Below are 20,410 nucleotides of genomic sequence, written 5' to 3' on the forward strand. Positions count from 1 at the left end.
GAATCCAATTCGAGTCGCATTCCGTCGTTGCACGGGCTGGTAACTGACGCCAGCATTACAGCGCGTCCAGATCAGCCAGCATCGACTGCGCCTGGTGCCGCACCTGCGCGCGTTCTACGGGCGTCATGCGTTGCAAGTGCCTCACCATCAGTGCGGTGCGCGGATTGCCTGCAAAAGCGGCTTCGTTTTGGTCCAGAAAATTCCAGTACAAGGTTGTCATCGGGCAGGCGTTAGGGCCGCTGCGGGTTTCTGGCTCGTAGCGACAGCCTGAGCAGTAATTGCTCATGCGTTTCACATAGGCGCCACTGGCCACATAGGGTTTGGACGTGAAGCGGCCGCCGTTGGCAAACAGCGCCATGCCAGCGGTGTTGGGCAGCTCCACCCACTCGACCGCGTCAACGTAAACGGCCAGATACCAGTCGCACAAAGCCTGCGGACTTATCTGCGCCGTGACGCCGAACATGCCCGTGACCATCAAGCGCTGAATGTGATGCGAGTAACCATTGGCCAGCGTCTGGTTGATGCACTGGCGCATGCAATTCATGCGTGTGTTGCCAGTCCAGTACCAGGCGGGCAAGGGATTGGTGTGGCCGAAATGGTTGGCTTCTTTCAGCTCTGGCATGTCCAGAAAATACACGCCGCGAATGAACTCGCGCCAGCCGAGCACCTGGCGGATGAAACCCTCCACGCTGGCCAGATCAAGGTCGCGCTTTCGATAGGCCTGTTCTGCTGCATGCACCACTTCCAGCGGGTTAAGCAGCTTGAGATTGAGCGAGCTTGAGAGCAGTGCGTGCCAGCCGAAGTCAAGGCCGATACACATAGCGTCCTGATGTTTGCCAAAATCGGCGAGGCGCTTGTCGATAAAGTCGTTCAGTGCAAGCAGTGCTTGTTCCCGCGTGACCGGCCAGTTGAAGCGATGCAGCTCGCCGGGGTGTCCGGCAAATTGTTGCTCGACCAAGGCCATGACCTCGCGTGTGATGGCGTCGGGCTCAAACACCGGCGGACGCGGTACATCCTGCGGGCCTGCCTTGCCGAACCCCTTGCGGTTTTCAGCATCAAAGTTCCATTGCCCGCCGGTCGGCTTGCCTCCATCCAAAAGCACCTTGTATTGCTGGCGCATGCTGCGGTAAAAAAACTCCATGCGCAGGCTGGACGACTGCCCGGCCCAGCGGCGAAATTGAGGCAGGCTGCAGAGGAAATGCCGGTCCTCCCGCCAGTCTATAAAGAGTTTTTGGCCGTTCGCCCTTGTTTCATCGAGAAAGTTTGCTATTGATTTTAGAGCGTCCTGAATGTGCCGCCGGACGCGCATGTCGCCCGGCTCCACGCCAATCACGCTTTGCGGGTCGTAGATCCTGATCGCGGCTTGCAGACCAACCGCGAGGCTTTCGTCAGCTTCGACATCCAGGGCGCGATAGGCCACGCGCCATCCGCGCGCCCGCAGTGTGTGGGCAAAGTGGCGCATGGCCGATAAAAAGAGAACCGTGCGTGCCTTGTGCGACCAGACATGGGTGCACTCCTCCCGTGCCTCGATCATCAGCACCACATCCTGGGCGGGATCCAGGCCGTCAAATGCAGCGGAGTCTTCGTCGAGCTGGTCGCCGAGGATCAGCACGAGGTTACGGCATGGCGTCTGGTTCATACCGATCATTCTATTTTGCGACTGATCGGTAATTTCGACCGAGGTTGCTTAACCCGGTCCTGATCGCGGTTTTATTTCACCGGGCTGGCGCAGGAGGCGTTTTTTGGCGCGACACGCCTGCGAGCAGTATTTGACGGCTTCCCAGTTTTTGGCCCAGCTCTTGCGCCAGGTCATCTCACGGCCACATGCCACGCAAGGCTTGCTGGGCAGAGAAGACTTGTTGCCCTTGAAGCTCATCGCAGCGTCAGCTCAGGGTGTTGTGATAGTGGTGCGTGTCGGTACGGTAGTAGCCGCGCCGGAGTTCCATGGGCACATCGTTGTAGGTATAGGCAATGCGCTCGACGCTCAGCAAAGGTGTGCCTTGCTCTACTTTCAGGAGCACCTCGCGCCCGTCAGTAGCGGGCTCGGCGCGTATTTTCTCTTCAGCGCGGACCATGCGGACATTGAACTCGGTCTCAAACAGCGCGTACATCGCGCCGTGGTAGTCGGCCAGGCGTTCAGCCGTCAGTCCTTTAAAAGGGGCGGCGGGTAGCCACAGGTCTTCCAGAATCGTCGGGATGCCTGCAAAGCTCAGCACGCGCCTGGCTTGCAGCACTGCGTCGCCCGTGCGTAGCGCAAGGGTGCGTGCAATGTCTGCACTGGCGCGCACGCGTCGGCAGTCAATGATGTCGCGCTGGGCCGGGCCTTCGCTGCCCGGCGTGCCGCTGTCAGGGACCAGTTTGAGAAAGCGGAACTGCACATGCTGCTCGGCATGTGTGGCCACAAAAGTACCTTTGCCTTGCCGCCGCACCACCAGGTTGTCGGAAGCCAGCTCGTCAATCGCTTTGCGCACCGTCCCCTGGCTAACGCGGTAGCGGGCGGCCAGATCCATCTCGGACGGAATAGCCTCGCCGGGCTTCCACTCGCCTGACTGCAGACTTTGCAAAATCAGGCCTTTGATCTGCTGGTACAACGGGCTGAAGGCCGGTGTAGCACCTGCAAAATCGTCGGCGGTTGTAGGAGGGGTGGCTGCCATGGTCTGGGGGTGAATCGTCGCAATCATATCTTATATAAGACATAAGACAAATTGACGCCCTAGGGTTTTCCAGCGTAAAATCTCGGGCTGAGTCGATCGCAAAGCAAGGCCTCGAAGACCGCATGTTCAGTGCGTTTTGAGGCCGCCACGCCAAGCAAACACTTCGTTTTTACCTTCTCAACCGATTTTCAACCTTCCTGGAGTTCTCCATCATGAGCAAAAAACCCGTCCGCGTTGCCGTTACAGGGGCCGCTGGTCAAATCGGTTACGCCTTGCTGTTCCGCATCGCCTCCGGTGAGATGCTGGGCAAGGACCAGCCCGTCATTCTGCAATTGCTGGAAGTGCCGGTTGAAGGCCCGCAAAAAGCGCTCAAGGGCGTGATGATGGAACTTGACGACTGTGCTTTCCCTCTGCTGGTGGGTATGGAAGCGTATGACGATCCAATGAAAGCTTTCAAGGACGCCGACTACGCGTTGCTGGTCGGCTCGCGCCCACGCGGCCCCGGCATGGAGCGTGCCGAACTGCTCGCCGTCAACGGCGCCATTTTCACTGCACAGGGCAAGGCGCTCAACGCTGTTGCCAGCCGCAATGTCAAGGTGCTGGTGGTTGGCAACCCGGCCAACACCAACGCCTACATCGCGATGAAAAGCGCACCTGACCTGCCACGCAAAAACTTCACCGCCATGCTGCGTCTGGATCACAACCGCGCTGCCAGCCAACTCGCTGCCAAAACCGGCAAGGCCGTCGCCGACATCGAAAAACTCACCGTCTGGGGCAACCACTCGCCCACCATGTACGCCGATTACCGTTTCGCCACCATCAATGGCGAAAGCGTTGCCAAGATGATCAACGACCAGGAATGGAATGCCAACACCTTCCTGCCCACCGTTGGCAAGCGCGGCGCAGCCATTATTGAGGCGCGCGGTTCTTCCTCTGCTGCTTCGGCCGCCAACGCCGCCATTGACCACATGCGCGACTGGGCCTTGGGCACCAACGGCAAATGGGTCACCATGGGCATTCCATCGGACGGCCAGTACGGCATTCCCAAGGACGTCATGTTCGGCTTCCCCGTCACCTGCGAAGGTGGCGAATACAAACTGGTCGAAGGCCTGGAAATTGACGCCTTCAGCCAGGAACGTATCAACAAGACTTTGGACGAACTGAAGGGCGAGCAGGACGGCGTCAAACACCTGCTCTGATCGCGCAGAAACCGCTGTAGTGACCCATCCCCGCGACATCCTCCTTGGCGCTCAGGCGCAAACCGGTTATTTGCCGGTTTGCGACCATTACAGTGGCGTTGAGGCGCGGATGCGCAAGAGCCTGCAACTGCAGGCAGACATGATGGACGAGTTTGGCGCCTGCGTTTTTGACGTGACGCTGGATTGTGAGGATGGCGCGCCTGTGGGCGGCGAAGCTGACCACGCCGCGCTTGTCGTTGCGCTGGTAGCGCTGGCCCGCCCCAAGGCCCGTGTCGCAGTGCGTGTGCACGCGCTGGATCACCCCGCTTTTGAATCTGACATCGCCACCATCGCGGGCAGGGTGGGGCATCAGTTGAGTCACATCATGGTGCCCAAGGTGGAGTCAGTGGCCGACGTGCAGCGTGTGGTGGATGCACTGGGCACCGTTTCCAAAACCGAGTTGCCCGTGCATGTGTTGCTGGAGTCAGCTGCCGCTGTGCACCACGCCTTTGACATAGCCGCTCATCCGCGCGTGCAGTCCATCAGCTTTGGCCTCATGGATTTTGTTTCCAGCCACGGCGGCGCCATTCCGGCAGACGGCATGAGTGGTGCGGGGCAGTTCACGCATCCGTTGGTGGTACGCGCCAAACTTGAGATTGCCTCAGCCTGTCACGCGCATGGCAAAGTCCCCTCGCACTGCGTTGTCACCGAGTTCACCGACACTGCGGCGATGCAAACTGCAGCCCGAAAAGCTGCCCATGAATTTGGCTACACACGCATGTGGAGCATTCATCCCAATCAGATTCGCCCCATCCTGGAGGCCTTTGCGCCCAGCGTGGGTGAGATTGAGGATGCTACAGAAATAATAGCAAATGCCGCCCGGAATGATTGGGCTCCAATCAGTTTTGGCGGCAAGTTGCATGACCGTGCCAGTTACCGATATTTCTGGCAGGTGTTGGAGCGTGCACACCAGACAGGGTGTGCTTTACCGAACGAAGCGCAGGCGTATTTTGCCTAGCGCGTCTTTTTACCAACCCATTTAGTCCATTGTTTTCAAGGAAACCCATGAAATTGATTTTTACCGCCGCGCTGCTCGCAGCTGCTCCTGCGTTGCTGCTGGCACAGACAGCGCCTGCCGCCAAACCCGCGGCCAAGCCTGCCGCAAAGGCAGCAGCTGCTCCCGGCGCCAAATCCGCTGCACCAAAAGCCCGTGCGCCAATCCGGCGCTCTGCTGCCAAAGCGGTAGAAGAGCTGACACCTGTGGACGACGACACCAGCATCAAGCTGTCACCGGAAGACCTGGATGTTGCCAAGCGTGTTTATGTCGGCACCATCCCTTGCGAGCTGGGGACTTCGGTCACGATCACGCCCAGCGAAAAGCGGCCTGGATTTTTCCTGGTGGAAACTGGGAAAACACGTTTTCGCATGCACCCTGTCAATAGCCGCACCGGCGCAATCCGCCTGGAAGATCCCCGCGCTGGAGCCATGTGGCTGCAGCTGGGCAACAAGTCCATGCTGATGAGCCAGAAAATCGGCCAGCGTCTGGCAGACGAATGCGCCAGCCCGGCGCAAGTGACCTATGCAGACGAGATCAAGAAGAATCCGCTGCCGAGCATTCTGGACCCGCTGCCACCTGCCAAGGCTGCCTCGTCCGCAGCTGGCACGGGTTCTGCTCAGCCTCCCATGCCTGCTGCTTCTGGAACCCGCTAACCAGCCCAGTGCCCCCCAGTTACCCGCTTTGATTTAGACCGCCCACAGGAGAAAAACATGTCAACCGAGTTCATCCAGACCTATCGCCAACACGTCGCAGAGCGCGCTGCGCTGGGCATCCCGCCACTGCCGCTGTCGGCCAAGCAGACCAGTGAGGTGATTGAGCTTCTCAAAAACCCGCCCAAGGGTGAAGAAGCCTTTCTGGTTGAACTGATTGCGCACCGCGTCCCCGCGGGCGTGGATGCGGCGGCCAAGGTCAAGGCGAGTTATCTGGCAGCAGTGGCGCACGGCACTGAAAAGTGCGCGCTGATCTCGCGCGAAAAAGCCACGCAACTGCTGGGCACCATGCTGGGCGGCTACAACATCAGCCCGATGATCGAGTTGCTGGACGACGCTGAAGACAGCGTGGCTACGCAAGCCGCCAGCGGTTTGAAAAACACACTGTTGATGTTCGACCAGTTTCATGACGTCAAGGAAAAAGCCGACAAGGGCAACAAGTACGCCAAGGCCGTGCTGCAAAGCTGGGCCGATGCGGAGTGGTTTACCAGCCGTCCTGAAGTGCCAGAGTCGATCAAGCTCACGGTGTTCAAGGTGGCGGGCGAGATCAACACCGACGATTTGTCGCCAGCACCTGATGCGTGGAGCCGGCCCGACATTCCCCTGCACGCGCTGGCCATGCACAAAAATGCACGCCCCGGTGTGACGCCGGAAGAAGACGGCAAACGCGGCCCGGTCAAGTTCATCGAAGAACTCAAGGCCAAGGGCAACCTCGTGGCCTACGTGGGCGACGTGGTGGGCACGGGCTCCTCACGCAAGTCGGCCACCAATTCGGTGCTCTGGTTCACCGGCGAGGACATTCCTTACGTGCCGAACAAGCGTTTCGGCGGCGTCTGCCTGGGCTCCAAAATCGCCCCGATTTTTTACAACACCATGGAAGACTCCGGCGCACTGCCCATCGAGCTCGACGTGAGCCAGATGGCCATGGGCGATGTGATCGAGCTGCGTCCCTACGACGGCAAGGCGCTCAAAGACGGCAAGGTCATTGCAGAGTTCAAGCTCAAGAGTGAGGTGCTGTTTGACGAAGTGCGCGCCGGCGGCCGCATCCCCCTGATCGTCGGCCGGGGCCTGACGGCCAAAGCGCGTTGGGCGCTGGGCCTGCCGGTCTCCACGCTGTTCCGTTTGCCGCAAGCCCCGGTGGCCAGCGAGCGCGGCTTCACACTCGCGCAGAAAATGGTGGGCCGTGCGGTCGGCTTGCCAGAAGGCCAGGGCGTGCGCCCCGGCACTTATTGCGAGCCGAAGATGACGTCGGTCGGATCGCAGGACACCACCGGCCCGATGACGCGCGATGAATTGAAGGACCTGGCCTGCCTGGGCTTCAGTGCGGACCTCGTCATGCAGTCTTTCTGCCACACCGCCGCTTACCCCAAGCCGGTCGACGTGAAGATGCACCACGAGTTGCCCGAGTTCATGAGTGATCGCGGTGGCATTCCGCTGCGTCCGGGCGACGGCATCATCCACAGCTGGCTCAACCGCATGTTGCTGCCTGACACTGTGGGCACCGGCGGCGACAGCCACACCCGTTTCCCCATCGGCATCAGCTTTCCTGCCGGCTCCGGCCTCGTGGCTTTTGGCGCTGCCACCGGCGTGATGCCGCTGGACATGCCTGAATCTGTGCTGGTGCGTTTCAAGGGTGAGATGCAGCCCGGCGTGACACTGCGTGACCTGGTCAACGCGATTCCGCTGTATGCCATCAAGGCCGGGTTGTTGACGGTGGCCAAGCAGGGCAAGAAAAACATCTTCTCGGGCCGCATTCTTGAAATCGAAGGCCTGCCTGATTTGAAAGTGGAGCAGGCTTTTGAATTGAGCGACGCATCGGCCGAGCGTTCAGCCGGTGGTTGCACCGTGCACCTGAACAAAGAGCCGATCATCGAGTACATCAACAGCAACATCACCATGCTCAAGTGGATGATTGCTTCTGGCTACTCGGACGTGCGCACCATCAAGCGCCGCATTCAGGCCATGGAAGCATGGCTGGCTGACCCGCAATTGCTCAAGGGCGATGCCGATGCGGAATACGCCGCCGTGATCGAGATCGATCTTGCCGATATTCACGAGCCAATCGTGGCTTGCCCGAACGATCCGGACGACGTGAAGACCTTGTCCGACGTGGCCGGCGCCGCCATTGATGAAGTGTTCATCGGCAGCTGCATGACCAACATCGGCCACTTCCGTGCAGCGTCCAAGTTACTTGAAGGCAAGCGCGACATCCCTGTGAAACTGTGGATGGCACCGCCCACCAAGATGGACGCCAAGCAACTGACCGAAGAAGGCCACTACGGCGTGCTGGGTTCCGCCGGGGCGCGCATGGAAATGCCCGGTTGCAGCCTGTGCATGGGCAACCAGGCGCAGGTGAAAGAGGGCGCGACCGTGTTCTCCACCTCAACCCGCAATTTCCCCAACCGTCTTGGTAAAAACTCAAACGTGTATTTGGGTTCCGCAGAGTTGGCCGCCATCTGCTCCAAGCTGGGCCGCATTCCCACCAAGGCCGAATACATGGCTGACATGGGCGTGTTGACGGCTGCCAGCAGCACGGTGTACCAGTACCTGAACTTTGATCAGGTCAAGGATTACACCGACATGGCTGATACCGTGAAAGACACGGTTCCCGCCTGATCCGGCTCCCGGGTCGTGCGTGAAAAAAGCGGCCAATTGGCCGCTTTTTTTATGGGTTTATCAAAACGTAGCGATGCTACAAGCCGTCAGGCAGCGGACCCACAATCCGGACCTCAGAGCCATCCACAAACTTGACGTACCAAAACTCCGGCGCGGACGGCGCGTTGGGGCGCACGTGGCTAACGTTGGCGGGAGAGATGTAAACCGTGCTGGCGCCGTCGTCTGGCGGGGGCGCCAAGTAATGGCGCTTGCCTGCAACCATGCCGCCAATGCTCGTGACCACCGTGCCGATGGACTCCGTGACCGCATTGACCACCGTCCCCTGACCCAGCATGTGAATGGTGGTTTGCCCCACCAGCCCGGCCCGCGAGGCCTCTACATACAGCACCGCCGATGTGTTGATGCGCAGGTCGTCGGGTGCCAGTGGATCGGTGGCCTTGTTGAAGGAGATGAAGGGCATGGTGTGCAACCGGTTGAAGTTCAGGAAACGTTGAGCTCTTTATGCTCGCCAAGATGCGGCGGCGTGTCACCTGTGATCGCCGCTTTTGCCATCTTGAAAAGTTGGACCATTTTGCTCTCATCCACGTCCCAATATTCGGCGTGGCCCAAACCGACTTCCAGCAGCGCCAGATCTGGGTCGGTCACGCCGCCCGGAAACCAGGCTTTTGCAATGGGTGACCAAAGCGCCTCTTTTTTGGCCTGATCTTCCACAATGGAGGCTTGACCCGACAGCGAGACATAGGTGTCGGCGCCGGGATCCGCATACGAAACATTGACATTTCCGTCGTCTTGCAGGCGCCTGGCCAGCTCGCCTTTGCGTGAAACAAAAAAGTAGAGGTGCGAGCCCTCGTCATCCGATTTGTTTTGGGTAGTGAGTGGATGGCTGTGCAACATGCCATTGGCATGGCGGTGTGTCAGCATGCCGAACTTGATGTCCTTGATCAGGCTCCACAAGGTTTTCTGTGTGGAGTTGGTGTTGGTATCGCTGGTGCTGTGGGGTGAGGTCATTTGGTTTCCAAAAGTGAAGTGTCATTCACTCTAGGTATCACCGAACCCAGCTCTCATCGGCGCAGGGCCTTGGCGGCTGTCAGTCGGCACCGACACGGCTTTTTGGCCTCCCAATACTCACTCACTCGAAAACTCCAAGCAAATTGTGTGGTTCACCCTTCATCCACGGGCGGGGAATGCTATCAAATTTATAGCTATCCGGGCGTCTGCGACATCATTGCCTGCAAAGCCTGGCGGGTGAAGTCATCCGCCGGAAAAAAGGTTTCCATGGCCAGCTCCTGCAGGGTCACGTCTGACGGGGTGCCAAAGATGGTGACGGTGCTGATGAAGCTAAGCACGCCAGCGGGCGTCCGGTAGTTGAAGGGCATGACCACGCCGGGATGCTCGCCCTCAAGCAGGAGATCTGCGCCCTCTGGCACGGGATAGGCCTGCAGCTCCTTCAGCAGCTCAGCCAGTATCGGATCTGCCGTGGCGGCGATCTGCTGGCGGAGCCGCTCAAACAGGTGTGTGCGCCATTGCAGCAGGTTGGCGATTTTGGTGGCCAGGCCCAGCGGATGCAGGCTCAGGCGCAGCACGTTCATGGGGGCCTGCAGCAGGGAGGCATCCACGCCCGCCAGCAGATGCGGCACTGCGCTGTTGGCGGCCACCAGGTTCCAGTGCCGGTCTATGGCCAGTGCAGGGTAGGGCTCGTGGCTTTTGAGAATCAGCTCCACTGCTTGCCGGGCGGCACTCAGCGCCGGGTCGCTAAGGGCCCGCTCCCGATACATGGGCGCGTAGCCAGCTGCGGTCAACAGCGTATTGCGCTCACGCAGCGGGATGTCCAGTCGTTCAGACAGGCGCAGCACCATCTCGCGGCTGGGCACCGAGCGGCCGGTTTCAACAAAGCTCAGGTGCCGCGTGGAAATGTCGGCGTCACTGGCCAAGTCCAGCTGGCTCAAGCGGCGGTGCTGGCGCCAGTGGCGCAGCCGCTCGCCAAAAGGCTGGGGTGTGGCGTTGCCGGATCGGACGGGGCGTGTTGGGGAGTGGACGCTTGCATTCATGCCTGAATCGTAAGGCAGGTCAGCCGCCCGGCCATTACCTGCCAGGTTATCGACTGGCCTCGCCCGGGCGTCAATGATCAAGGCCTCAGATCAACTCTTCAATCCAAGCAAGGAGCTTTTTATGACTGCGTCTACCTCAACCTCGACTTCAATCCCCAACACTGGCGTCTTGTCGTCCCTCATCGCATCCCCTCACTTTCTGCGCCGGGTGTTGTGGGTAGATGCCGCCACCGGCCTCGCCACGGGTGTATTGCAGTTGCTGCTGCCTGGCTTTCTGGCCGGTCTGCTGGGTTTGCCAGAAGCCTTGCTGGTCGAGGCGGGATGGGCAATGCTGGCATTTGCGGCGGGCATCACCTTTTTGGCTACCCGCCAGGTTGTGCCCCTGACTGGGGTAGGGATTTTGATTGCTGCCAACCTGCTGTGGGTGGTTGGCTGCATAGCCGTGCTGTTTGGCGGCTTGGTCACGCCAACCATCACTGGAATGGCGTTTATTACGGTACAGGCGGTGACAGTTGCCGTGCTGGCCGAACTGGAGTGGATTGGCCTTCGCAAGGCCTCTGCCGCCCGCTGGTAAGCCTGGGAGAATGCAGGCGAAACTTTCTTTCTTGTATGCTGTGTGTCTGGTGCTCCAGCCGGAGCCCTGACCACTCCCACTCGACAAGAAAGTTGCTGCATGACACGCGTTTTCAATTTCAGCGCCGGCCCGGCGATTCTTCCTGAACCCGTACTGCGGCAAGCGGCCGCAGAAATGATGGACTGGAACGGCTCCGGCATGTCGGTGATGGAGATGAGCCACCGCGGCAAGGAATTCATATCCATCCACGCCCAGGCCGAGGCAGATTTGCGTGAGCTGCTGGCCATTCCTGCCAACTACAAGGTTCTGTTTCTGCAGGGTGGTGGTTTGGGGCAAAACGCGATTGTTCCCATGAACCTGTTGCGCGGCCATGCGAGCGCCGATTTCATCAACACTGGCGAGTGGATGAAAAAGTCCATCAAGGAAGCCAAGAACTTCTGCAAGGTCAACATCGCCGCCAGTGCGGAGGCAAACGGCTTTACCGCCGTGCCCAAATTTGACACCTGGAAGCTGGACCCCGATGCGGCCTATGTGCACATTTGTTCCAACGAAACCATTGGCGGTGTTGAATACAACTGGACACCCGACACCGGCAAGGTGCCGCTGGTGGCCGACATGTCGTCCAACATCCTGTCGCGCCCGATTGACGTCAGCAAATACGGTCTGATCTACGCGGGCGCGCAAAAGAACATGGGTCCGTCTGGCCTTACAGTGGTCATCGTGCGCGAAGACCTCATCGGCCAGGCCATGCCGCAGACGCCTTTTGTGTTTGACTACAAGCAGCAGGCTGATAACGACTCGATGTACAACACGCCGCCGACTTACGCCATTTACATTGCTGGTCTGGTCTTCAAACACATCAAGGCGCTGGGCGGTCTGAAGGCCATGGAGGCGCATAACCGCACCAAGGCCGCGCTGCTGTACGACTACCTGGACTCCACTACCTTCTACAGCAACCCGGTAGCCAGGGAAGACCGCTCGCTGATGAACGTGCCTTTCAAGCTCAAAAACGAGGCGCTGGACGAGGCGTTTTTGAAAGGCGCCCAGGCACGCGGCATGTTGCAGCTCAAGGGGCACCGCGCGGTGGGCGGCATGCGAGCCTCCATCTACAACGCCATGCCGATTGAAGGCGTGCAGGCCCTGGTGGCCTACATGAAAGACTTCGAGGCCAGCAATGGCTGAGGCGGCGGGCGCAGCGCCGCGGCGATTTGACATCCTGGTTCTTAACCAGATATCTGCCAACGGCCTCAAGCGCCTGCCATCTGAGCGTTACACCACCGGCAAAGATGTGGCGCGGCCTGACGCCGTGCTGGTGCGCTCAGCCGACATGCATGCCCTGGCGCTGCCCGACAGCGTGCAGGCCATCGCCCGTGCCGGCGCTGGCACCAACAACATCCCCATCCCCGCCATGAGTGCACGCGGCGTACCGGTGTTTAACGCGCCGGGTGCCAATGCCAATGCGGTGAAGGAGCTGGTGCTCACTGGCATGCTGCTCGCGGCGCGCAACATTGCGCCGGCGCTGCGTTTTGTCTCCAGCCTGGACGCCGCCATGCCAGACATGGACAAGGCGGTGGAAGACGGCAAGAAAAACTTTGCCGGGTATGAGCTTGCCGGCCACACCCTGGGTATCGTCGGCCTGGGCAAGGTTGGCTGCCTGGTGGCTGACGCCGCCATCAAGCTCGGCATGAACGTGCTGGGTTATGACCCCGACATCACGGTCGATGCTGCCTGGAGCCTGCCCGCGCAGGTTAAAAAAGCGGCCAGCGTGGCCGAGGTCCTGAAGAACGCCGACTTTGTGACCCTGCACGTGCCGCTGGTGGCGGCCACTCGTGATCTGGTCAATGCCGACAACCTCAAGCTGATGCGGCCCGCCGCTGTGCTGCTTAATTTTTCCCGCGAAGGCGTGGTGAGCGAAAGCGCGGTACTGGCTGCGCTCAGTGCCAAAAAGCTGGGTTGGTATGTGTGCGATTTTCCGGGCGCCGCCATCAATGGCCATGCGCAGGTCATCGCGCTGCCGCACCTTGGTGCCTCCACCCGCGAGGCAGAAGAAAACTGCGCCATCATGGTGGCCGATCAGTTGCGTGACTATCTTGAGCACGGAAACATCGCCAATGCGGTGAATTTTCCGGCCGTGAGTATGGCGCGCGAGTCAGCCTACCGGGTGGCGATTGCCAATGCCAATGTGCCCAACATGCTGGGGCAAATTTCCACCGCCATGGCCGAAGCGGGGCTCAACATCCACAACATGGTTAACAAGTCGCGTGGCGACATGGCTTACACCCTGGTGGATGTTGAAAGCCCGGTCAGTGAAGCCGTGCTGGACTCCATACGAGCCATTCAGGGTGTGCTCGCGGTACGTTACCTGCCCGACAGCGTTCAGTAGCCGACCGAACGCGGCTGGGTGCCAAGTCCTACAGACTTGTCTCTGAAGGCTTGTAGGATATTGCAAACCCACAAGAAACAGGAGTTCGCCATGGCCCACGCGTTTGCCCATACCCTGAAAACTTTCAAAACCGCTTCAGGAAAAACGGGCAAGTTTTACTCCCTGCCAGCGCTCGCGAAGGAGTTTCCCAAGATAGGGCGCCTTCCGGTTTCCATGCGCATTGTTCTGGAGTCCGTCCTGCGCAACTGCGACGGCAAAAAGGTCAGCGCGGACCATGTGCGCGAACTGGCCAACTGGGCCCCCAGTGCAGATCGCACGGAAGAAATTCCCTTTGTCGTTTCCCGCGTTGTGCTGCAGGATTTTACCGGCGTGCCCCTGCTGGCCGATCTGGCCGCGATGCGCAGCGTCGCCATCAAGCTGGGCAAAAATCCGAAACGCATTGAACCGCTGGTGCCGGTGGATCTGGTGGTGGACCACTCCATCATGGTGGACCATTACGGCAAAAAGAATTCGCTGGACCTGAACATGAAGCTGGAGTTTCAGCGCAACAACGAGCGCTACCAGTTCATGAAATGGGGCATGCAGGCCTTTGACACTTTTGGCGTTGTGCCGCCAGGTTTTGGCATCGTGCACCAGGTCAACCTGGAGTATCTGGCGCGTGGCGTGCACAAGAATTCTGGCGGCGTGTATTACCCCGACACCCTGGTAGGCACCGACAGCCACACGACGATGATTAACGGCATTGGTGTGGTGGGCTGGGGCGTGGGTGGTATCGAGGCCGAGGCGGCCATGCTGGGCCAGCCGGTGTACATGCTGACACCCGACGTGGTGGGTTTTGAGCTGACTGGCCGATTGCGTGAGGGCGTCACGGCAACTGATCTGGTGCTGCGCGTCACCGAAGCGCTGCGCCGTGAAAAAGTGGTGGGCAAGTTTGTGGAATTTTTTGGTGAAGGCACGCGTACGCTGGCGCTGCCGGACCGCGCGACGATTGCCAACATGGCGCCTGAATACGGCGCGACCATGGGCTTTTTCCCGGTCGATGAAAAAACGATCGAATACTTCACGGGCACCGGCAGGACCAAGGGCGAGATTGAAGCCTTTGAGGCCTACTTTCGCGCGCAAGGCCTGTTCGGCGTGCCGCTGCCTGGCGAAATTGATTTCTCGCAAGTGGTCAAGCTCGACCTGGGCGACGTGACCCCCAGCCTGGCCGGCCCCAAGCGTCCACAGGACCGCATTGAACTGGGCAATGTGGCCAGCCAGTTTGCCTCGCTCTTCAGCAAGCCGATTGCCGAGAACGGATTTAACCAGCCCGCCAGCGTGCTGCGTACGCGGCATTTGCTGCGCCACACGGACGACCGCGGCTCTGAGTCCATCCCTGTCGCACGGCCTACGCCCGCAGGCGCGCCGCGCATGGTTGTTGAAATGGAGGGTAATCGGCCCACGCTGGCCATGGCGGCCAGTGACCATGCAGAACATGCAACACCGGTTTCGCAAACGGCAGGCGTCAGCATCGGCAACGGCGATGTGCTGATTGCCGCGATCACCAGCTGCACCAACACATCCAACCCGAGTGTGCTGCTGGCCGCTGGATTGCTGGCGAAAAAGGCCGTGGAGGCGGGCCTGAAGGTTCAGCCCCACATCAAGACTTCATTGGCACCCGGCTCCCGCATCGTGACCGAATATCTCACCCAGGCGGGCTTGCTGCCGTACCTGGAAAAGCTCGGCTTTGCCCTTGCCGGTTACGGCTGCACCACTTGTATAGGCAACGCGGGCGACCTGACGCCCGAGATCAACGAAGCGATCAACCAGAGTGATCTGGTGTGTGCCGCAGTGCTGTCGGGCAACCGTAACTTTGAAGCGCGCATCCACCCCAATCTGAAAGCCAACTTTCTGGCCAGCCCGCCCCTGGTGGTGGCCTATGCGATTGCCGGCACGGTGCTGCGTGACCTGATGACAGAGCCTGTTGGTAAAGGCAAGGGCAAAGATGGAAAGGTAAGAGATGTTTACCTCGGCGATATCTGGCCGACCAGTGACGAAATTTACAAACTCATGAAGTTTGCGATGAACGGCAAGGCCTTCCGAGCCAACTACGCCAAAGTCAAAAGTGAGCCCGGCAAACTGTGGGAAAAGATCAAGGGCGTGCAAGGCACTGCCTACACCTGGCCCACCAGCACTTACATTGCCGAGCCGCCGTTCTTCAAGGAGTTTGCTATGGAAACCATAGCGGATACTCCTCGTGAACAAAGGGCAAATGGCCAAAATGATGACGTATCGGTAGTGGGCGCACGCATCATGGCGCTGTTTGGGGACTCCATCACCACCGATCACATCTCGCCGGCTGGCTCCATCAAAGCCAGTTCGCCTGCGGGGCAATGGCTGACGGCGCACGGCGTGCAAAAGGCTGACTTCAACAGCTATGGCGCGCGCCGGGGTAACCACGAGGTGATGATGCGCGGCACTTTTGCAAATGTGCGCATCAAGAATTTGATGATCCCCGCCGGCGACGATGGCTCACGGGAGGAGGGTGGTGTGACGCTGTTCCAGCCCAAAGCCGGTGGCGCGGTGGGCGAGAAGATGTTTATCTATGACGCTGCCATGAAGTACAAGGACCAGGGCACACCCACAGTGATTTTTGCCGGCGAGGAATACGGCACCGGTTCATCGCGTGACTGGGCCGCCAAGGGCACTCAGCTACTGGGCATCAAAGCAGTTGTTGCCAGAAGCTTTGAGCGTATCCACCGCAGCAACCTGGTGGGCATGGGTGTGTTGCCGCTGCAGTTCAAAGCCGGCGACTCGTGGCAAACACTGGGTTTGGCGGGCGATGAAGTGATCGACGTGTTGCCAGACCCGGACCTCAAGCCCCAAAGCGAAGCCACTCTTGTGATCACCCGTGCTGATGGGGCGCAGCAAAAGCTTCAGGTTATTCTGCGCATCGACACACCTATCGAGGTGGATTACTACCGGCACGGCGGCATTCTTCCGTTTGTGCTGCGGCAGTTGCTTGCAGCGTAGCGACCGATCGCAGGCTGGGTGTGTATCAGGGGCGGCCGGCCGCCCCAGCCCCACCCTCGGCCGCCACATCCTCCTCCGCTTGCGATTGCTCTTGCGACAGCTCGGTCATGAAGCGGACCGCGTATTCAGCCATGGGTGAATAACTGCGGCCTCTGAGCGCCACCACGCCAATCTGCGCGTACATGCGCGGCAATCCCTGTAGTTCCAGCGGTTTCATCAATCCAGTGGCCAGTTCGTGCCGCATGATGATTTCTGTGCCGATCATCACCGTGTCGGTGGCCAGCGTGATGCGTTTGAGCAGGTGGATGTCATCGCATTCCACCGCTACCGGCAGCCCGTCTTCTTCCGAGCGTCCCAGCAATTTCAGCAGTCCCTCTGCCGCCTGCGCGGGCAGCCTGCCCGTGCCCAGTCCATAGGGCGATACATCGGCGATCCGGACGACCGGGCGTTGTAGCAGCGGATGGCCCGCGCGGACGTAGAAGCGGCCGCGCTGCCGGCCAATCGGGGTGATGCTGAAGTTGGCGTCGCGCGGCACGTCGCGAATGTCCGATACGAAGAAATCAATTTCCTCCTTCTTCAGGTGCTCAACCAGATAGCGCCAGTTGTTGACGTGGACGCGGCTGTTTACGCCTGGAAAGCGGGTACGCAGGTCAATCATGAGCTGGGGCAAAAATGTGGCCGCTGGAAAGGCGCCCACCCCAAAAGCCAGGTCACCCATCATCCGGTTGCGATACAGGTCCACTTCGCGTTCCAGCTGGCGGCTTTCCATCACCACTTTGCGCGCCCGCTGAACCACAAACGCTCCCGCAGGTGTGCAGGCGATGTCCGCATTCCCCCGGTCAAACAGCTGCAGGCCCATTTCGGTTTCGGCGGCCTGGATGCTGCGGCTGAAAGCCGGTTGGCTGAGATTCACCCGTGTGGCTGCCCGGCCAAAGTTGCGTTCGTCAGCAAGTGCGATCAGGTGGTTAAGGCGCTTCAGGTCCATGTCTGGCTCTATAGATGCATCCAATGCATTGATTTTTACATAACAATGCATTGGACGAATTTAGTTGAAACATAAACAATTCGTTACTCGCGAACCGGCGGTAGCGGCTTCGCCTCGACCCCTGTACCCCCGACAGAAACCCCAGCAAATGACCGTTCGACTTATGCCGTCCCGCCGTTTCATGACATCCTGCCTGTCCCGGAGGGCTGTAGCATGACTGCCCGTGGTGATGACGTCCTGAGAGTTGTTTGCGCCAGCGTGTCGCTGGTGCCCGGCTCGGTGATGGAGGAGCTTCTTGCCCTGCGCGAGGGGGTGGGCGCTTTCAATGCCACGCAGGGAATTCGCAGCGCTTTTTTGCACGCTTCCGGCTGGCTGTTTCAGTGGCACGAGGGCCCGGCGGCGGGGGTGGAGAAAGCCTTGCGCATTGCCCAGGCAGATCAGCGGCACGGGCGCCTCAGAGAGCTGCATCGCAGCATGGGTCCCGCGACCCTGACCGATCTGCTGCAGATCGTCACAACCCACAACCAGGAAAAACCGACTGATGTGGCCCGCCGGCTGTATCGGCTCAAACAAAGTCAGGCCCTGGAGGCGTCGGCATCGCCGGACGAGCTGTGGATGCAACTCGTAGCGCCAGCGGGCCTGACCGCTGCGCTGGGCGAATCTGGCCTGGTGCGGCGCAACGTTGTGGCGGTTACCTCGGGCAACACCGGGGCCGTAGATCTGGTGAGATCCATTGGACAGCAGGCCGGCGTGCCCGTGACCTATCAGCGCTTTGCCACGGGAGACCCCAGGTCTGCGGATGTTGGTGCTGTTTATGTCGATCTGCCGGGCGCTTATAGCGTGACCCGTGTTCACGCCTTATCCCGGCGCAGCCTTGCCCACCCGGCCGTGCGCCTGATGCTGCGCGACCTTCAGTGTCTGCTGTTGTTGCTGGGTGACCGTGTTGATTCGACCAGCGCGCTCGCCGGGGACGTCGGCCTGCTGCTCAAGCACCTTGCTGTGCGTCCGGCGTTGCGCTTTGCAGCGGCCACCCCGGACACGAGCCGTGTGGCCCGTGAGTGCTTGCATACGCTCAGTGCCGACATTGCCGAAATCGATGTGAGGCATCTGATGCAGGCGGGACCGGCCAGCTTTTTGGGCGACCTCCTTGGCGCCAGACAAAACGCGGAGAACGCCGTCGATTCGCTGCTCGCCTGAAGCGGTTACCCCTTGAACGGGGTTGGGCACAATCGGTGCATGACAAAACAGGCGCTGATTGCGGGTGGAGGTATCGGTGGGTTGGCGGCTGCGCTGGCGGTGGCACGCGCCGGCTGGGTTGTGCGTCTGTACGAACGGGCGCCGCTCTTCAGTGAAGTCGGCGCCGGCATCCAGCTGGGCCCCAATGTGGTCAAGGTATTGCACGGATGGGGGTTGGCCGGTGCACTGGCTGATGTTGCCGCTTTCCCGCATCAACTGGAGGTGCGCAGTGCGCTGTCCGGTGAATCGCTTGCACGGCTTCCTTTGGGTGAGGCCATGGTACAGCGCTACGGCGCCGCGTATGCAACCGTGCACCGCGCAGACTTGCATGGCCTGTTGCTCAACGCGGTGCAGCAGGCAGATGTCTCGCTCAAACTGAATCACACTCTGAGTCAATTCACGCAAACCGCAGATGCCGTGACCGTGCAAACCGCAGACGGCGCTGTTATTGAAGGTGACGTGCTGGTCGGCGCCGACGGTTTATGGAGCCCGGTGCGGCAATGGTTGCTGGGAGATGGGCAGCCGCGCGCGACTTCCCACCTGGCTTACCGGGCACTGGTGCGGCAGGCTGACCTGCCAGAGGCACTGCGTTCGAGCCAGGTCACGGCCTGGCTGGGCCCGCAACTGCATGTGGTGCAGTACCCGGTGCGCGGCGGCGACTGGCTCAACGTGGTCGGCATTGTGGAGGGTAAAAGCGGCGACGCACTGGATGGCTGGGACCATGGAACCGACGCTGCGGGCCTGCGTGCGGCGTTAGCTGGCACCTGTTCACCGTTGCAGGATCTGGTGCACGCCATTAACCACTGGCGTTTGTGGGCCCTGTGCGACCGGCCCCCAATGCAGGGCGCTCACCAGCAGGCACTGGGCCGCGTGGCGCTGTTAGGCGATGCCGCGCACCCGATGCTTCCTTATCTTGCCCAAGGTGCAGGCATGGCGATAGAAGACGCTGCAGAGCTGGGCCGTGTACTTGTGCAGGCGCTGGACCCGGCGCTCGACGTCCCGACCATGCTCAACCGCTATGCGCTGAACCGGTGGGAACGCAACGCAAGAGTGCAGGCCCGCGCCATCCGCAATGGGGAGATTTTTCATGCGGATGGGGTGGTGCGGTGGGGGAGGGATGCTTCGCTCAAGCTGTTGGGGGAGCGTTTACTGGATGTGCCCTGGCTTTATGGTGGGCCTTGATAGAGAAATCTGTCATGCCGGACTTGATCCGGGATCCATGTTCGTCTTCTACTGTCCACCGTTCAGGCAGAACCTGTCGAAGCCTGTGTTCCCTTCGTGCTTTGGCGGTGTGCCTGCTGGCCGGGGGTTGCCCGGCGGCAAGTAACTTTCTTTTGTTTCGCCAAAAAAAAGTCACCAAAGAAAAGACGACCCCGCTGTCTGCGTCCCGCAGCGATGCTGCGGGCAACCTGCGGTGCTCGGTTCAGCCGGGGTCTGACACAAACTCGCTGCGCTCAAACAAGTGTCAGCCCTGTTCCGTCTGAACCTCCGCTCCTCGGCGCATACAGAAGGGGTGGGGAGAAGGGACAGAAACCAACCCCGACAAGGACACGCCATGGCGTGTCCTTGGTTCTCCGATTTGTCTTGGCTTTGTCTTTCCCCCCAAGCCCGTCGGGCTGGGCCGAGGAGCGCAGGTCAAAGCGGATCAGGGCTCGCAGCTGTCTGAGCCGAAGGCGAGTTCTGCGGGACCCCGCTTTACCGAGCACCACAGGTTGCCCGTAGCGGAGCGGAGGGACCCGGACCATCGGGTCGCCTTCTCTTTGCTTACTTTCTCTTGGCGAAGCAAGAGAAAGTGAGTCGCCCGCCGGGGCGAGACTCGGCTTGCAAGAAGACCTACACCCGCGCAAGCTTGCACCGGCTTCGACAGGCTCAGCCCGAACGGTGGACAGTAGGAGATGGACATGGATCCCGGGTCAAGCCCGGGATGACAAATTGGATAGCTATCGTATTTATAGCT

General features: G+C 60.2%; 17 protein-coding genes. 10 read left to right on the forward strand and 7 right to left on the reverse strand.

Going from position 1 to position 20,410, the window contains the following annotated elements; all coding sequences use genetic code 11:
* Positions 1-55: 55 nt before the first annotated feature.
* Genes VE934_RS03685 through VE934_RS03695 form a run of 3 tightly spaced genes read right to left on the reverse strand, consistent with a single transcriptional unit; the run spans position 56 to position 2,654 of the window.
* Positions 56-1,639 (reverse strand): cryptochrome/photolyase family protein, encoded by a 1,584-nt coding sequence (locus tag VE934_RS03685; protein ID WP_324884444.1) that lies wholly within the window; start codon positions 1,637-1,639, stop codon positions 56-58.
* A 48-nt stretch (positions 1,640-1,687) separates the two neighbouring features.
* Positions 1,688-1,876: a DUF2256 domain-containing protein gene (locus tag VE934_RS03690; RefSeq protein WP_324884446.1), complete on the reverse strand. Its 189-nt coding sequence runs from the start codon at positions 1,874-1,876 to the stop codon at positions 1,688-1,690.
* A 7-nt stretch (positions 1,877-1,883) separates the two neighbouring features.
* Positions 1,884-2,654, reverse strand: coding sequence for a GntR family transcriptional regulator (locus VE934_RS03695; RefSeq protein ID WP_324884448.1), 771 nt, complete (start codon positions 2,652-2,654; stop codon positions 1,884-1,886).
* A 212-nt stretch (positions 2,655-2,866) separates the two neighbouring features.
* Here VE934_RS03695 and VE934_RS03700 point away from each other — a divergent pair, with 212 nt between their 5' ends.
* The 4 genes from VE934_RS03700 to VE934_RS03715 are packed head-to-tail and all read left to right on the forward strand — an operon-like array spanning position 2,867 to position 8,215.
* Positions 2,867-3,853 (forward strand): malate dehydrogenase, encoded by a 987-nt coding sequence (locus VE934_RS03700; protein WP_324884449.1) that lies wholly within the window; start codon positions 2,867-2,869, stop codon positions 3,851-3,853.
* A gap of 19 nt (positions 3,854-3,872) precedes the next feature.
* The gene (locus tag VE934_RS03705) at positions 3,873-4,850 is read left to right on the forward strand and encodes a CoA ester lyase (protein WP_324884451.1); all 978 of its coding nucleotides are present in this window, start codon (positions 3,873-3,875) and stop codon (positions 4,848-4,850) included.
* A gap of 47 nt (positions 4,851-4,897) precedes the next feature.
* The gene (locus tag VE934_RS03710; protein ID WP_324884453.1) at positions 4,898-5,542 is read left to right on the forward strand and encodes a hypothetical protein; all 645 of its coding nucleotides are present in this window, start codon (positions 4,898-4,900) and stop codon (positions 5,540-5,542) included.
* A gap of 57 nt (positions 5,543-5,599) precedes the next feature.
* The gene (locus tag VE934_RS03715; RefSeq protein ID WP_324884455.1) at positions 5,600-8,215 is read left to right on the forward strand and encodes a bifunctional aconitate hydratase 2/2-methylisocitrate dehydratase; all 2,616 of its coding nucleotides are present in this window, start codon (positions 5,600-5,602) and stop codon (positions 8,213-8,215) included.
* A gap of 76 nt (positions 8,216-8,291) precedes the next feature.
* Here VE934_RS03715 and VE934_RS03720 read toward each other — a convergent pair whose 3' ends face one another.
* The 3 genes from VE934_RS03720 to VE934_RS03730 all read right to left on the reverse strand — a co-directional run bounded on the left by VE934_RS03720 (position 8,292) and on the right by VE934_RS03730 (position 10,263).
* Complete coding sequence (locus VE934_RS03720; protein WP_324884457.1) at positions 8,292-8,675, reverse strand: hypothetical protein; 384 nt, start codon at positions 8,673-8,675, stop codon at positions 8,292-8,294.
* A 20-nt stretch (positions 8,676-8,695) separates the two neighbouring features.
* Positions 8,696-9,223 carry a pyridoxamine 5'-phosphate oxidase family protein gene (locus tag VE934_RS03725; protein ID WP_324884458.1) on the reverse strand — a complete coding sequence of 176 codons (528 nt, stop codon included), beginning with the start codon at positions 9,221-9,223 and terminating at the stop codon, positions 8,696-8,698.
* A gap of 194 nt (positions 9,224-9,417) precedes the next feature.
* Entirely contained in the window at positions 9,418-10,263 is an 846-nt protein-coding gene (locus tag VE934_RS03730) for a helix-turn-helix transcriptional regulator (RefSeq protein ID WP_324884460.1), read from the reverse strand.
* Between the two features lie 121 nt (positions 10,264-10,384).
* On the opposite strand from VE934_RS03730, the gene VE934_RS03735 reads away from it, so the two are divergent.
* From VE934_RS03735 to VE934_RS03750, 4 genes are all read left to right on the forward strand, one after another.
* A complete protein-coding gene (locus VE934_RS03735; RefSeq protein WP_324884462.1) occupies positions 10,385-10,837 on the forward strand; it encodes a hypothetical protein in 453 nt (150 codons plus the stop codon).
* Between the two features lie 99 nt (positions 10,838-10,936).
* Positions 10,937-12,019 (forward strand): 3-phosphoserine/phosphohydroxythreonine transaminase, encoded by a 1,083-nt coding sequence (gene serC / locus VE934_RS03740; protein WP_324884464.1) that lies wholly within the window; start codon positions 10,937-10,939, stop codon positions 12,017-12,019.
* Positions 12,012-13,220 (forward strand): phosphoglycerate dehydrogenase, encoded by a 1,209-nt coding sequence (locus VE934_RS03745; RefSeq protein ID WP_324884466.1) that lies wholly within the window; start codon positions 12,012-12,014, stop codon positions 13,218-13,220. Before serC ends, VE934_RS03745 begins: the two co-directional genes overlap by 8 nt.
* A gap of 90 nt (positions 13,221-13,310) precedes the next feature.
* Positions 13,311-16,232: an aconitate hydratase gene (locus tag VE934_RS03750; RefSeq protein WP_324884468.1), complete on the forward strand. Its 2,922-nt coding sequence runs from the start codon at positions 13,311-13,313 to the stop codon at positions 16,230-16,232.
* 25 nt (positions 16,233-16,257) lie between these two features.
* Here the strand turns inward: VE934_RS03750 and VE934_RS03755 are convergent, their stop codons facing one another.
* Positions 16,258-17,217 carry a LysR family transcriptional regulator gene (locus tag VE934_RS03755; protein WP_324884469.1) on the reverse strand — a complete coding sequence of 320 codons (960 nt, stop codon included), beginning with the start codon at positions 17,215-17,217 and terminating at the stop codon, positions 16,258-16,260.
* Positions 17,218-17,430: 213 nt separating this feature from the next.
* On the opposite strand from VE934_RS03755, the gene VE934_RS03760 reads away from it, so the two are divergent.
* Positions 17,431-18,414 carry a BLUF domain-containing protein gene (locus VE934_RS03760; protein ID WP_324884471.1) on the forward strand — a complete coding sequence of 328 codons (984 nt, stop codon included), beginning with the start codon at positions 17,431-17,433 and terminating at the stop codon, positions 18,412-18,414.
* 39 nt (positions 18,415-18,453) lie between these two features.
* Positions 18,454-19,635: an FAD-dependent monooxygenase gene (locus VE934_RS03765; RefSeq protein WP_324884473.1), complete on the forward strand. Its 1,182-nt coding sequence runs from the start codon at positions 18,454-18,456 to the stop codon at positions 19,633-19,635.
* Positions 19,636-20,410: the final 775 nt, after the last annotated feature.

The sequence above is a fragment of the Polaromonas sp. genome (assembly GCF_035638815.1).
Lineage (GTDB): Bacteria > Pseudomonadota > Gammaproteobacteria > Burkholderiales > Burkholderiaceae_C > Polaromonas.